11 protein-coding genes are annotated in these 13,256 nt (G+C 72.2%); 5 read left to right on the plus strand and 6 right to left on the minus strand.

Going from position 1 to position 13,256, the window contains the following annotated elements; all coding sequences use genetic code 11:
* Nucleotides 1-7: 7 nt before the first annotated feature.
* The 6 genes from AC6EXY_RS04550 to AC6EXY_RS04575 form a co-directional block, all read right to left on the minus strand.
* A complete protein-coding gene (locus AC6EXY_RS04550; protein WP_243408073.1) occupies nt 8-961 on the minus strand; it encodes a carbohydrate ABC transporter permease in 954 nt (317 codons plus the stop codon).
* Entirely contained in the window at nt 948-1,880 is a 933-nt protein-coding gene (locus tag AC6EXY_RS04555) for a carbohydrate ABC transporter permease (RefSeq protein WP_101835448.1), read from the minus strand. Before AC6EXY_RS04555 ends, AC6EXY_RS04550 begins: the two co-directional genes overlap by 14 nt.
* Nucleotides 1,881-1,884: 4 nt before the next feature.
* The gene (locus tag AC6EXY_RS04560; RefSeq protein WP_243408074.1) at nt 1,885-3,255 is read right to left on the minus strand and encodes an ABC transporter substrate-binding protein; all 1,371 of its coding nucleotides are present in this window, start codon (nt 3,253-3,255) and stop codon (nt 1,885-1,887) included.
* Entirely contained in the window at nt 3,252-4,088 is an 837-nt protein-coding gene (locus AC6EXY_RS04565) for an MBL fold metallo-hydrolase (protein ID WP_101835450.1), read from the minus strand. Before AC6EXY_RS04565 ends, AC6EXY_RS04560 begins: the two co-directional genes overlap by 4 nt.
* 230 nt (nt 4,089-4,318) lie before the next feature.
* Nucleotides 4,319-5,278: a LysR family transcriptional regulator gene (locus AC6EXY_RS04570; RefSeq protein WP_101835452.1), complete on the minus strand. Its 960-nt coding sequence runs from the start codon at nt 5,276-5,278 to the stop codon at nt 4,319-4,321.
* Between the two features lie 82 nt (nt 5,279-5,360).
* A complete protein-coding gene (locus AC6EXY_RS04575) occupies nt 5,361-6,935 on the minus strand; it encodes an MFS transporter (RefSeq protein ID WP_165818649.1) in 1,575 nt (524 codons plus the stop codon).
* Nucleotides 6,936-7,153: 218 nt separating this feature from the next.
* Between AC6EXY_RS04575 and AC6EXY_RS04580 the strand changes: the two genes are divergently transcribed.
* From AC6EXY_RS04580 to AC6EXY_RS04600, 5 genes are all read left to right on the plus strand, one after another.
* On the plus strand, nt 7,154-8,413 hold the full coding sequence (locus AC6EXY_RS04580) for a cytochrome P450 (protein WP_499816749.1): 1,260 nt from the start codon (nt 7,154-7,156) through the stop codon (nt 8,411-8,413).
* Between the two features lie 63 nt (nt 8,414-8,476).
* Complete coding sequence (locus tag AC6EXY_RS04585; RefSeq protein WP_499842298.1) at nt 8,477-9,271, plus strand: LLM class flavin-dependent oxidoreductase; 795 nt, start codon at nt 8,477-8,479, stop codon at nt 9,269-9,271.
* Between the two features lie 37 nt (nt 9,272-9,308).
* Nucleotides 9,309-9,767 (plus strand): hypothetical protein, encoded by a 459-nt coding sequence (locus AC6EXY_RS04590; protein WP_499816748.1) that lies wholly within the window; start codon nt 9,309-9,311, stop codon nt 9,765-9,767.
* 393 nt (nt 9,768-10,160) lie between these two features.
* On the plus strand, nt 10,161-11,531 hold the full coding sequence (locus AC6EXY_RS04595) for a GlnX family signal transduction membrane protein (RefSeq protein WP_243408075.1): 1,371 nt from the start codon (nt 10,161-10,163) through the stop codon (nt 11,529-11,531).
* The gene (locus tag AC6EXY_RS04600) at nt 11,528-13,240 is read left to right on the plus strand and encodes a transporter substrate-binding domain-containing protein (protein WP_499816747.1); all 1,713 of its coding nucleotides are present in this window, start codon (nt 11,528-11,530) and stop codon (nt 13,238-13,240) included. The genes AC6EXY_RS04595 and AC6EXY_RS04600 overlap by 4 nt, the downstream gene beginning before the upstream one ends.
* The last annotated feature ends 16 nt before the right edge of the window (nt 13,241-13,256 follow it).

The following is a 13,256-nucleotide window of genomic DNA, read 5'->3' on the forward strand; positions in this document are numbered from 1 at the left end:
AGGTCCGTCATCTGATTCCGGAGTGCATGAAGGCGTCGGTGACGCGGCGGGAGGCGACCAGGTACACGGCGACGATGGGCAGGGTCGCGAGCATCGAGCCGGCCAGCAGCGGCCCGTACTCCGGGCCCTCCTGGGTGAGGAAGAAGGCCAGGCCGGGCTGGATGCTGGCGTGGTCGATGTCCGGCGCGGCCAGGCTCGGCCACAGGTACTCGTTCCAGGAGGTGATGAACAGCAGGATCGAGACCGCGCCCAACGCCGGCCGCAGCAGCGGGAGCAGCACCAGGCGCAGCACCTCCCCCGGCCGCGCGCCGTCGAGGACGGCCGCCCCCAGCACGGTCGGTGGCACCGCCCGGACGTGGTCGCGCAACAGGATGACCGCCAGGCCCGTCCCGTACAGCTGCGGCAGGACCAGTCCGGGATAGGTGTTGCGCCAGCCCAGGTGCGAGATCATCAGGAACAGCGGGATGATCAGGGACTGCGGCGGGACCAGCAGCGTGATCACGATGAGCGCCGTCAGCACCCGATGCGCCCGGGGTGGGAAACGGACCAGCGCGTAGGCCGCCGGCACCGCGATGAGCAGTTGCAGCAGCGTGACCCCGGCGGCCATCGCGGCCGTGTTGAGCAGCAGCCGCCAGACAGGGAACGCGCCGGTGGCCACCCGGTAGTTCTCCAGGGTCGGCGACATCGGCAGCGGGTTCTCGTCGAAGATGCCGCCGGGAGTCTTGAAGGACGCCGCCAGCGCCCACAGCACCGGCAGGACCATCACGGCCACGGCCGCGAGCAGCAGCGTGTGCCGGCCGACCGCCCCCGCGATCCGCCGCGCCCGCCGGGACGCCGCGCGCCGCGGCCGGGCCGGCGACGTCCCGGCGGGCGCCGTGGGCGCCAGGACCCCGCTCTGCCGCGGGATCGTCGCGCCGCCCAGGCTCACGCCGACCGGGCTCACGGCATCAGGCGAAGTCACGGCGCCTCCGTCCGGTCAGCAGCAGGCCGATGCCGAGCACGACGGCGAGCGCGGTGGTGATGAACACGGCCGCGGCGGACGCCGTGCCCGCGTCGAAGAAGGTGAACGCGTAGGTGAACAGTCGGTAGTAGACGTTGTCGGTGGCACCGTCCGGGCCGCCCTGGGTCAGCACGGCGACGTTGGCGAAGATCCACGGCCACACCACGACCAGGGAGAGCATCCCCAGCAGGACGATGGTGCGCCGCAGGTGCGGCAGCACCAGATGCCGGGTGATCTCCCACTCGGTGGCGCCGTCCAGCGCCGCCGCCTCCAGCAGGCCGCGGTCGAGGCTCGCCAGCGACGCGCCGAACAGCAGGACGTTGAGGGCTACGACCTTGGCCGCGGTGATGAACCCGACCGCGTACAGCGCGGTGGCCGGATCGCCAAGCCAGTTGTGGGTGCCGAGGCCGAGCCGGCCGGTGATCACGTTGACCAGCCCGGACAGCGGGTCGAGCAGGAACTGCCAGGTGATCGCCATCGCCACCGGTGCCAGCACGACCGGCAGGAACAGCAGCGCCCGGTAGACGGAGCTCACCCGACCGGGCCGCTTCCACAGCGCGATGGCCAGCGACATCGGCACGACCGTGGCGAACGGCAGCAACACGGCCGCGAAGACGAGCGTGTTGCGCGCGGCGCGCGGAAAATCCCGGCCGTCGACGAGCCGGGCGTAGTTGGCCGTTCCCAGCCACGAGAGATGGGTGTCCGTCAGGTTCCAGCTCATGAAGCTCAGCACCGCGGTGAACACCAGCGGCCCGTACACCCACACGAGCAGCGCGACGACCAGCGGACTCAGGTAGAGCCAGGGACGGGCGCGGGCACGTGCGCCCGGGGGGGCGTGGGCCGCGCCACGCTCCCCCGCCTCCAGGGTGGAAACGGTCATGCGGTCACTTCTGCGCGAGGACGCCGCGCACCTGGCCGGCCACCGACGACAGGGTCGACGCCGGCTTGGCCCCGCGCAGCACGATGGGCTCCACCGCGTCGTCCTGCAGGGCGACGACGGCCTGGCTGGCCCGCTTGCCGCTGAACGACTGGTACGGGCTGACGTGATCGAGCTGTGCCAGGGCCGGCGACAGCAGCTTGTTGGTGGCGAAGTAGGTGGCGAGGTACTTCGGGTCGGTCGCGAGGCTCGGCCGCAGGGGCAGGTAGCCGATCTTCGACGTGATGATCGTGAAGCCCTCCGGGGAGGTCAGGAACCTGATGAACTCCCAGGCGGCCTGCTGGTGCGCCTCGTCCTTGGCCAGCACGGCGAGCCCGGCACCGGAGTAGGTGGGCGCCGCGGGACGGCCGCCGAAGCTCGGGAAGCCCGTGCTGCGCAGCTCGAACCTGCCCTTCGCCGCCTTCGCCAGGCTGACGGCGACGGCGGTGCTGCCGACCAGCATGCCGAGCTTGCCGGCGGAGAAGGCGGCGACGGCGTTCGTGGCGGTGATCGCCGGTTGCGCGCCGGAGGTGGTCAGATCCTGCATCGCGGTCAGCGCGGCCACGGCCGGCGGCTGGTCGAAGGCCGGCTGGCCGTCGGCGCCGACCTCGCGCCCGCCGTTGCTGGCGATCAGGGACTGGGTCAGGTAGTCCGACTTGCCGGAGTCGACGACGGCGAAGTACGCGCCCTGCGCGCTCGCCTTGTCCTTGATGGCGAGCGCGTCGGCCTTGACCTCGTCGATCGTCGTCGGCGGCCTGGTCGGGTCGAGGCCGGCCTTGCGGAACAGGTCCGCGTTGTAGAAGATCACCGGAATCGAGATGGTGTAGGGAATCGCCTTGACCTGGCCGTTCACCGCGACGGCGGACAGCAGGCGCTGGTTGAAACCGGCCATGGCGGCGTCCCAGTCCGCCTTGGCCGGGATGCTCTGCACGGGCACGATCGGCAGCAGGTCGTAGGCGGCCGCCATCTTGCTCCAGCCGATCTGGGCCACGTCCGGCGGCGAGCCGGCCGCGGTGTCGGTCTGCAGCCGGGTCAGCACGTCGGCCACGGCGACGCCCTGCGGCTTGATGGTGATGTTCGGGTGTGCCTTCTCGAACGCGTCGATCAGGGCCTGCGTCCCCTGGCCGCCGATGTCCGGCGTGCCGTAGTTGTACGACAGGAACCTGATGGTGATCTTCTGATCGGCGGCGGAGGTCGACCCCGCGGTGGTCGATCCGCCGGTGCTCGAGTCCCCGCAGGCGCTGACGGCGGCCAGGACGGTCGCCAGCACCAGGACGATGGCGGCGGTCAGGGACCGTCGTCGACGCCCGGCGCGCGTCGGCTGGTCAGGTGTACTCAACGGGTTCCTCCCCCGGGACGGATGTCGAACGTGCGGCCGGGGGCGGCGAGGTGCACCGGTCCCCGGAAGGAGCGCTCGGCATCGGCCTTGCGCGCCTTCAGCCAGGTCTCGTCGGCGGTGATGAAGTGGGTCAGCACGAGCTGCCCGACCTCGGCGGCGGCCGCGGCGTCACCGGCCTCGGCCGCGCAGAGGTGGCCGTGCGCGGTCACGTCGGGTTCCTCGAGGGTGGCCTCGGAGAGGAACAGGTCGACGTCGCGGGCGAGCGTGACGAGGTCGGGGGTGTAGGCCGTGTCGCCGGTGAAGGCGAACGATCCCTCCGGGCTCTCCAGGCGCGTTCCGCAGTTGAGCAGCGAGTGGTTCATCCGGTGCATGCTGATCGCGTTGTCGCCGACGGTGAACGTGTCGGCAGGCTCGTACTCGTGGACGTCGAACGCGACGTCGAACGACCGGTCCAGCACGGGGAAATGCGGCACGGGGAAGACTGACGCGAGAGTGTCGAGCTTGGACCGCCCACCCTTCGGCACGTACAGCGGGATGGGCGGCCATTCGTGCCGCGCCGCGTCCCGGAGGGTGGGGAAGCGTTTCGGGTCGCGCAGCCGGCCGGACAGCAGTGTCTTTCCCACCGTCAACAGGTCATAGCAGTGATCTGCGTGCAGATGACTGATGATGATGGCATCGAGGTCGCTCGGGTGCGCTACCGAGCTGAGCGCCGTGGCGGCGCCCGGCCCGCAATCCAGCAGAAGCCGGGCCGACCCCGTCTCGACGAGGTAGCTGGAGCTGGGCTGACCGTCCGCCGGCATCCCCTGCCGGCAGCCCAAGACCGTTAGCCTCATGCGTGCACCCATTTCTCCGGATCAGATATCAGACGACGTCGGCTGACCGACTCCGGGAAATGTTCCCAGCACGCAAACCGGGCTTCAATCGTGCAGCAGCGATGGGTCGATCGCGAATCAGATTTCGGATTGTTCACCGGGCCGCCGTCGGGTGGCCACGGGCCCGCCGCGCGGTGATACGACGACGGTGCTATCGGCGGGCGCCGGTCAACCCATGCGGGTCGGGCGGCCTACCGGCTACGGCCCTCCTCATTCGGCTGACGGGGCACACGAGCCGTTCTCTCGTCCGGCGAGGAGGGGAACGGCGCCGCCGCCGCCAGGCTGTTGAGGAAGGCACTGACCCCGGGCTGCGAGTCCGGCCGCCACACGGCCCGCACACCGACCCGCGGAGTGGGGTTGACGATCCGCAGCGCGACCAGATCCTCGGTGGGCCGTCGGGGCCGCGCGTCCGAGATGAAGCCGACCGCCCGCAGCGTCTCGACCATCACCGCGGTGGCCCCGCTGTCCTCCACCTCCGCGGCGACCGTCAGCGGGATGCCGCACCGCTCGGCCGCCGCGAACACCGCGTCGTACATCGCGGGGCTGCGTTCCCGGCGCAGGAGCACGACCGGCTGGTTCGCCAGCTCGCGGAAGGCAATCTGCTCCCGCTCGGCCCACGGGTGGTGCCGGGCGACCATTGCGACGAGCGAGGCGGTGGACACCCGCTGGGTGAGCAGCGGTTTGGGCGGGATACCGGCGTAGACAAGCGCGACGTCGATCTTGCCCTCGGAGACCGCGGACAGCTGGGCGCCGCTCAGGCCCTCCCAGAGCGTCGTCGCCAGCCCCGGATAGTCCGTGCTCAGCCGGCGCAGGGTCGGGCGGAGGACCTGCTGACCGGCCGCGAAGTTGAAGCCGATACTGATCTTGCCCGCGCGACCGGAGGCGGCCTCGCGCGCCGTGTCCACCGCCCGCTGGGCATGCTCCAGCACCTGCTCGGCCTCGATCCGAAATGCCTGGCCGGCGGGGGTCAGCCGCACGTCGTGAGAGGTGCGGGCGAGAAGCTCCACACCGAGCTGACGTTCGAGTCGCTGCAACTGTTGGCTCAGTGTCGGTTGACCGATGAAGAGTTTGGCAGCGGCACGCCCAAAATGTCGTTCCTCTGCGATCGCCAGGAAGTACACCAGGTGTCTGAGTTCCAGCTTGGTGTCCATCGCACCTCCCGATCTGACTCTAAGCAGGCCGGGACAACCGCAGATGAATCGGACATGGAGCGGAGCTGGCCACCTGTCGCACTCAGCCCGGGGCGCCGGCGGGGCCGGAATTTCGCCGCGGCGAGGGCGATGAGGAGAACGACGAGGACGCGACTCGTGGCGGCTTCCCGGTCCCGCTACTGGTCCCGGACCTGGTAGTGGTCCCGCGACCGCCGCTTTCCCGGCCTGGCGGATTGGGAAGGAGCTGGACGAGTCCGACGACGACCACGCTCAGAGCGGCGAGAACGAGCAGGCTCACCCGGAAGGCCGCGGCGACCGAATCGGTGTCATGCCAGACCGCGAAGTAAACCGCGCCGACGCCCGCTACCCCGAGCGAATTGCCCACCTGCTGCGCCGACGCCACCAGCCCGGACCCGGCGCCGGCGACCTCCGGACGCAGTCCGAGCAGCACGGATGCGATCAGCGGGCTGTTCACGAGGCCCTGGCCCAGCCCGTCCACCGCCAGCGGCAGCGCGATCCAGACGATCTGACCGCCGGTTCCCTGCACGCCGACCACCACCCACAGCGCGACCAGCCCCAGCGCGCGCAGACCCGCCCCCAGCGCGAGCCCCTGCCGCCCGAGGCGCTCCCACACCCGGGCCGCCCGCAGCGAGCTGAGCAGGAATCCACCGCCGAGCGCGCTGAAGACGAGCCCGGCCCCCAGTGGGCTCAGGTGACGCCCGTCCTGCAGATACAGCGCGAGCACGAAGAACCAGGACGCGACGCCGGCGAAGAACAGGACGATGTTGACCAGCCCGACGCTGAAGCCCCGCCCGGCGAACAGCGCGGCCGGCAGGATCGGGTCGTCGCCGCGGGCCGCCGTCCGCCGCTGCACCGGCACGAGGACCGCGATCAGCACCACCGCGGCGGCGGCGCAGCCCCAGATCCAGCCAGGCCAGCCCTGGTTGGGCCCCTCGACCAGCGGGAGGACGACGGCGACGAGGGCCGCCGTGACCAGCACGGCGCCGACGAGGTCGAGGCGGGGCGCCGTGCCGCCCATCCGGCCCGGCGGCACGTGCTGCCAGGTGAGCAGCAGCGCGGCCGCGCCGATTGGCACGTTGACGAGGAAGCAACTGCGCCAGCCGAGGCCGGCGGGATCGGCGGCGATCAGCGCACCGCCGACGACCTGGCCGCTGACCGCCGCGCCGCCGAGGGTCAGCGCGTAGGCAGTGTAGGCGCGGGCCCGGGCGGCGCCGCTGTAGGAGAGGTTGATGATCGCCGTAACCTGCGGGACCAGCGCCGCCGCGGCCAGCCCCTGGCCGGTCCGGGCGGCGACGAGGGTCGGCGTGTCGTTGGCGAGCCCGCACAGCAGCGACATCACGACGAACAACACCAGCCCCCAGGCGAACACCCGGCGGCGCCCATAGCAGTCCCCCAGCCGGCCGCTGGTGGCCATTCCCGCCGCGAACGCCAGGTTGTAGCTGGTCACCAGCCATTCGAGACCGCTCGCCGAGGTGTGGAAATCCCGTTCGATCTCCGGGATCGCCGCGTTCACGATGAAGATGTCCAGCACCACCATCGCGGTGCCGCACAGCACCACCGGCAGCATCGCCCGGCCGGGGGACAGCGCGTCCGGGCGCGCGGTGCGCTCGGTCTGTGATGTCGTCGTCGCGGACACATCACCCATCCTGCGACCGGAACGCCGAACCACGACCCCCGGATCCCACTGGATCGATCGCGTCATTCCCGGTACGCGAGTCGCGTGTCACGGCCAATCGCCCGATTGCCGATCGGTCGATCGGTCGATCGGCTGGATGTATGCGACGCGCGCGGCGGAGTATTACCGCGTTACTCGTGGAACACCGCCCACGCGGACTCCCAGCCGAGGAGTTGCGAATGTCCACCACAGCCTCCGCCCCGCACGCGGCCGGCGATGCGGGCTCGCCCGTGCTGGCGGCCTTCGCCGCAGCCCGGGAGAATGATCCGTATCCGGCCTACCGCGCCATCCGCGAAGAAGATCCGCTCCCCGGAACCGACCTGGGCGGCCACCGGATCACGCTGGTCACCCGGCACGGCGACGCCGGCACCGTGCTGTCCGATCCCGCGTTCGGCCACGGCTACAAGGACCGGATCAGCCCGTTCCGCCCGGACGGCGACGCGGATGACGGCCTCGAATCGCTCCTGCGGACCGACCCGCCGGACCACACCCGCCTGCGCCGGCTGGTCAGCAGGGCGTTCACCCCCGCCGCCCTGGCCGGCCTCGCCCCCGACCTCACCGTCTACGTGAACGACCTGCTCGACGCGGCGCTCGCGGCCGGTGACGTCGACGCCGTCGCGGCGCTCGCCCGACCGGTGCCGCTGCGGATGATCTGCCGACTGCTCGGCGTACCCGCCGTGGACGAGCAGATCTTCTGCGACTGGGCGGAAACGCTGATCCGGGGCGTCGATCCGGACTTCCTCCAGACGCCCGAGGAGATCGCCGCCCGTCGCCGGGCGGCCCGGGAGCTCGACGACTACTTCCGCGAGCTCATCGCCCGGCTGCGGGCGAGGCCGGGCGACGACCTGGTGAGCCGGCTCGTCTCGGTGCACCTCGAACAGGACGCGCTGACCGGCACCGAGGTCCTCGCCCTGTGCGCCGTGCTGCTGGTCGCGGGTCTGGAGACGACCGTCAATCTCATCAGCGGCGGGATTCGCGCCCTCGCCCTGCATCCCGAGCAGGCAGCGCTGCTGCGCTCCGACCCGAGCCTCGTCCCCGCCGCGATCGAGGAGATGTTGCGCCACGACCCACCGGTCCAGTTCATCCCGCGCACGGTCCTGGCGGACACCGAACTCGACGGCCGGCCGTTGCGCCGGGGCGACGGCGTGCTCGTCGTCACCGGCTCGGCGAACCGCGACCCGGACGTCTTCGACGACCCGGACCGCTTCCTCGTCACCCGCTACGCGGGCGTCACCCCTGCGGCCCGCCACCACACCTTCGGCCTGGGCATCCACTACTGTCTCGGCGCCCCCCTGGCCCGCATGGAGACGGAGATCATCTTCCGGCTGCTCCTCGTCCGCACCCGGGACCTCACCCTGCCCCCCGGGGAGCCGACCTACCGCAACCAGAGCGTCATCCGCGGCCTCGCCACCCTCCCCCTCCACCTCGTGGCCGCCTGAGGGACCAGGCTCGCTGTCGCCGCCGACCGTGGCAGCTTCACAGCGGCCCGTGTCGAGAACAGAGTGACAGAACGGACACGACACGCGGAGTTCGCGACACGGGGCCGCTGTCCCCCGCACACGCTTCCCACCGACGGGAAGGCCGCCCGGTACACGGCCGCCGGGTCGACGTCGACACCAGTGGTGATCGCGCCGATGCTCAACGAGCACCACGCCACCGCGTCCTGCCTGAACTCGGCCGTCCCGCTGCACCTGGCCATCCTCGCCCGGGAGACCAGCCGGGCCCGGTTGCTGGCGCTGGGCAACCCGGTCGGCAACCGGCCCGACCCGGTCCGCGTCGCCGAGGAGCTCGCCCTCGTCGACGTGCTCTCGCTGGGGCGCCTGCAGGCCGGGTTCGTCCGCGGCACACCCACCGAGATCCACGCCACCAACACCAACCCGACCCAGCAGCGAGGCCGGTTCTGGGAGGCCATAGACCTGATCACGAAGGCGTGGACGTCGCACGACGGGCCGTTCAGCTGGGAGGGCGAGTACTTCCACCATCGCCAGGTCAACGTGTGGCCGCGTCCCTACCAGCAGCCGCATCCCCCGATCTGGGTGACGACGCTGAGCGCGTCGTCGGCGCCGGAGCTCGCCGCCCGCGACTATGTCATGGCAACGATCATCAACGGGAAGGAGGCCTGCCGGTCCATCTTCGACCGCTACCGCCGCACCGCCGCGGAGCTCGGCCGCCCCGGCCCCGTCGCCGACCGCCTCGCCTACTGCGCCTACGTGTTCGTCGGCGAGACCCACGAGGAGGGCCTCGAACAGGCGAAACCCCAACCGCTATCTCCTGATGTCGGCCCGATCTCACCGTGATGGTGGGGTCGGGATCCACTCCGGAACGGAGATGGCCATGCAACGGAAGGCACTTTCGGTCACCATGCTTACCGCGTCGGTCGCGGTGGGGCTGAGCCTGCTGTCGGCGCCGGCGGCGCTGGCGTCGGGTGGTCCCGGGGGCGGCGGCGACGGCGGGCACGGCGGCGGGCGGCGGCTCGGGCCGGCGGTCTCGACCAGCGGCGTCGGCTCGCTCGGCAGCCCGTGGACGCTCAAGTCGCAGCACGACGACGACGGCCCCGGCCTGGTCGTGGGCGAGGAGTTCGAGATCGGCACGCCGGCCGGTCACGTCTGGTCGGTGGCCTTCGCCGACAACGGCGTCACCTTCTTCCAGCAGACCGTGACGGCCGACGCGGCCGGGGTGCGGGCCATGAGCAAGACCGCCGACCTGGGCGTCGACCAGGTCATGAGCGTGCACGCGGTCGACCTCGGCACGCACGAGATCATCGACGGCTCGGTCGACCTGCCGGCGCTCTGACCGTCCACGCGACGCACCGGATCAGCCCCGCGACGACGGGCGGCTGTCACCCACGCGGTGACGGCCGCCCTGCCACGTGCGGGCGGCCGTTGGCACCGTTCCAGGCGAACAGGTCGGGGTCCGCCCTGTTCGGCAACGCGGCCGCGATCGGTGCCGTGACCGCCAATGGCGCGAGGACAGACGGGTGGGCCGCTCCCAACCACGCCCGGGCGCCCACCGGCCAGGCATGGTCGGGAGGCTGACTGGCACTGGTTGGCACGGCTCTGTCGCCCTACGCTCACAGTCGTGGCTTCGGGGACGGCGTCACCGTCATGGACGGTGTCGCCAGCAGCGACGGTGTCGCCAGCAGGAATGGTTTCGCCAGCAGGGAAGGCGGCCCACTCAGGGTTGGCGGTGCCACCAGGGTCGGCGTCACCCTCGACCGCGCCCGGTGGTGGCTCGGCGCGGCCGCCGGTGCTGCGGCGGTGGGCGCGAGGACTGATCGACACCACGCGCCGGCGGGCGGCGACCCCACCGGGGCGGCTGCGGCTGGTCACGGTCGGGCTGGTGGCGGCGATCGTGCTGCTGTGGCTCGCGGCGTTCGTCTCAGTCGTCTCCCGGCAGCACGCGGTGGCCGGGGTCCGGGGCACATCCGGTCCGGCGTTCGTGGCGGCGCAGCGGATCCACGCCGACCTGTCGGAGGCCGACGCCAGTGCGGCCGGCGCGTTCCTGGCCGGCGGTGTCGAGCCGGCCGCCCAGCGCGAGGCCTACGAGCAGGGCATCGCGGCGGCGTCGGCGCAGATCCTGGCGCTGTCGAGGGCGGGGGTGCCGACTTCGACCCAGCCGTCGCTGACCGTGCTGACCAGCCAGATCCCCGTCTACACCGGGCTGGTCGGGCAGGCTCGGGCGAACAACCGGCTCGGCTTGGCGGTGGGTGGCGCCTACCTGCGCCAGGCGTCGAACCTCATGCAGACCTCGATCCTGCCGGCGGCCGACCGGCTTGCGGCGGCCGAGGCGGGGCGGGTCGACGGCGGCTACCAGGACGCGACCCGCTGGTGGCAGCCGGCGCTGGTCGCGGTGACAGGCGCGCTCGCGCTCGGTGCTCTGGTGGCCGCGCAGGTGTCGCTCGCCCGTCGCACGCACCGGTACCTGAGCGTCTGGCTGGCGGCGGCGACGGCGCTGACCGCGATCGTCCTCGGCCTGACCCTGGCGGACCTTTCGGCACAGCGCTCGCGGCTCGTCGACGCGCGCGACAACGGCTTCGTCCCGATGACGGTCGTCGCGCAGGCCCGGGTGCTGGCCCTGCGCGCCTGGGGCGACGCCAGCCTCTCCCTGATCGCCCACGGCGACGGCGCGGACCTGGACGCCGACGCCGACGCGGCGACCGCGCGGCTGGGCTTCAACGCCTCCGGCGTCCGTGACCCCGCCGGCGTGCTGCCGACCGCCGGGCGGCTCGGCGGCCCCGACAGCGCCACCCGCACCCCACTGGAGCGGTACTGGCGCGCCTACCAGGCGAGCGCGGTGAGCACGCGGTCCGAGGCATCCGCGGTCGGCGGCTTCCAGCGGGCCGTCCAGCTGGCCCTCGGGGACGGGACGACGACGTTCCGCCGCTTCGACGACGCCGCCGACACCGCGTTGACGACGAGCCAGCGCCGCTTCGACACCTCGGTCAGCTCCGCGGCTGACGCGCTGACCGGGCTCGGGATCGTGGTGAGCCTGGCGCTGGCGCTGGCCGCGGTGGGCGTCCTGGCCGGCTTCCAGCCAAGAATCAGCGAGTTCCGATGACGGGCCGCTGGGTGCCGTCCGCCGGCGTGCAGGTCGCGGCGGCGATCCTGGTCGCGCTCACGGGCTTCAAGATCGACCTGGCGAAGGAGGTCGGCCGGGCCCTGTTCGGCGCGGACGGCCATGTCCGGTTCCGGGCGGTGACGCCGGCCGAACGGATCAACGTGGTCCAGCAGGGCGAGGTCGACCTCTCGGCGGCGACGATCACGGTCACCTGTGCGTGCCGAGCCCAGGTGGACTTCTCCGCGGTGTACTTCCAGGCGTCCAAGAACGTGCTGGTGCTGGGCTCGTCGCCGTACCGGGAGCTGGCGGACCTCAGCGGCCGGAAGGCCTGCGCGGCCAGCGGCACCACATCGTTGCAGCGGATCGTCGACACACCCACGCATCCCGTCCCCTACCCGGTCGCGAACGTCACCGACTGCCTCGTCGCGCTGCAGCGGGGTCTGGTGGAGGGCGTCGTCAACGACAACACGGTGCTCGCCGGCATGGCGGCGCAGGACCCGGAGACGAGGATCGCCGGCCCGAGCCCCCTCGACGTGCCCACGGCGATCGCGGTCAGCAAGGCGCATCCGGAGCTGACGGTGTTCGTCAACGGCGTGCTGGAGCGGCTCGCCGCCGACGGCACCTGGGCACGGCTCTACGCCGCGCACGGCCTGGACCACGCGCTCGGCCCGGCCCCCGCCCCCCCCACTTCCTCGCTACCGGAGCTGACGATGCGCGACCTCCAGTCCCGCCTGCTCGGCGCGGGCGTCCTCGCCGCCGGCCTGGCGCTGGTCGGCGGATGTGCGACGGTGTCGAGCCGGCCGCCGGCCGCCGCCCGCCCGCTGGCCCCGCTCGCGACCACCCCGGTCCCGGCGGTCACCTCGGCCGCCTCCGTGCCCGGCTGTGTCGACCCCGAGGCGAGCTGGCGCCCGCCGGCCTCTCTGCCCGCGCCCGGGGCGATGCCGGCGGGCTCGTTCATGGCCGCGATCGTCCGTCGCGGCTACCTGCGGGTCGGCGTCCTGGGGGACGCACCACCGTTCGGATCGATCAACCCGCGGACCGGGCAGGCGGAGGGGTTCGACGTCGACCTCGCGGAAGCGATCGGCCGGGCCCTGTTCGGCTCCGACGGTCACGTCCGGCTGCGCACCGTCACCCTGAACGAGCGCGTCGGGGTCGTCCGCGGCAACGACGTCGACCTGGTGGTCGCGACGATGACGGTGAACTGCCAACGCCGGACCCAGGTCGACTTCTCCGCCGTCTACTACCGGGCCCAGCAGCGGCTGCTCGTGCAGGAGGGGTCCGGCTACCGGGAACTGGCCGATCTCGGTGGAAAGAAGGTGTGCGCGGCGGCCGGGACGACGTCGTTGCAGCGTATCGCCCACAGCGAGTCGCGCCCCCAGGGCAAGCCGCGGCCCCTCCCCTTCTCGGCACCGAACGACACCGACTGCCTGGTCGCGCTGCAGCAGGGCCGGGTCGACGCGGTGAGCACCGACGACTCGATCCTGGCCGGCATGGCGGCGCAGGACCCACACCTACGGATCATCGGCCGTTCTCTGGAGGAGGAACCGGACGCGATCGCCGTCAGCCTCACCCATCCCGAGCTCACCCGGTTCGTCAACGGGGTGCTCGCCGGTCTCGAGGCGGACGGTACCTGGGCGGCGATCTACCACCGCTGGCTCGGAACGCTCGGCGACGTCCCGGCCCCGCCCGCGGCCCGGTACCGCGACTGATCATGCCGGTGTCGAC

Source organism: Frankia sp. RB5 (genome assembly GCF_059816245.1).

What these genes read in the sequence shown, in the direction of transcription:
- AC6EXY_RS04590 (WP_499816748.1), top strand. Translation starts at nt 9,309, where the DNA reads ATGCAACGGAAGGCACTTTCGGTCACCATGCTTACCGCGTCGGTCGCG.
- AC6EXY_RS04570 (WP_101835452.1), bottom strand. Translation starts at nt 5,278, where the DNA reads ATGGACACCAAGCTGGAACTCAGACACCTGGTGTACTTCCTGGCGATC.
- AC6EXY_RS04600 (WP_499816747.1), top strand. Translation starts at nt 11,528, where the DNA reads ATGACGGGCCGCTGGGTGCCGTCCGCCGGCGTGCAGGTCGCGGCGGCG.
- AC6EXY_RS04580 (WP_499816749.1), top strand. Translation starts at nt 7,154, where the DNA reads ATGTCCACCACAGCCTCCGCCCCGCACGCGGCCGGCGATGCGGGCTCG.
- AC6EXY_RS04555 (WP_101835448.1), bottom strand. Translation starts at nt 1,880, where the DNA reads ATGACCGTTTCCACCCTGGAGGCGGGGGAGCGTGGCGCGGCCCACGCC.
- AC6EXY_RS04565 (WP_101835450.1), bottom strand. Translation starts at nt 4,088, where the DNA reads ATGAGGCTAACGGTCTTGGGCTGCCGGCAGGGGATGCCGGCGGACGGT.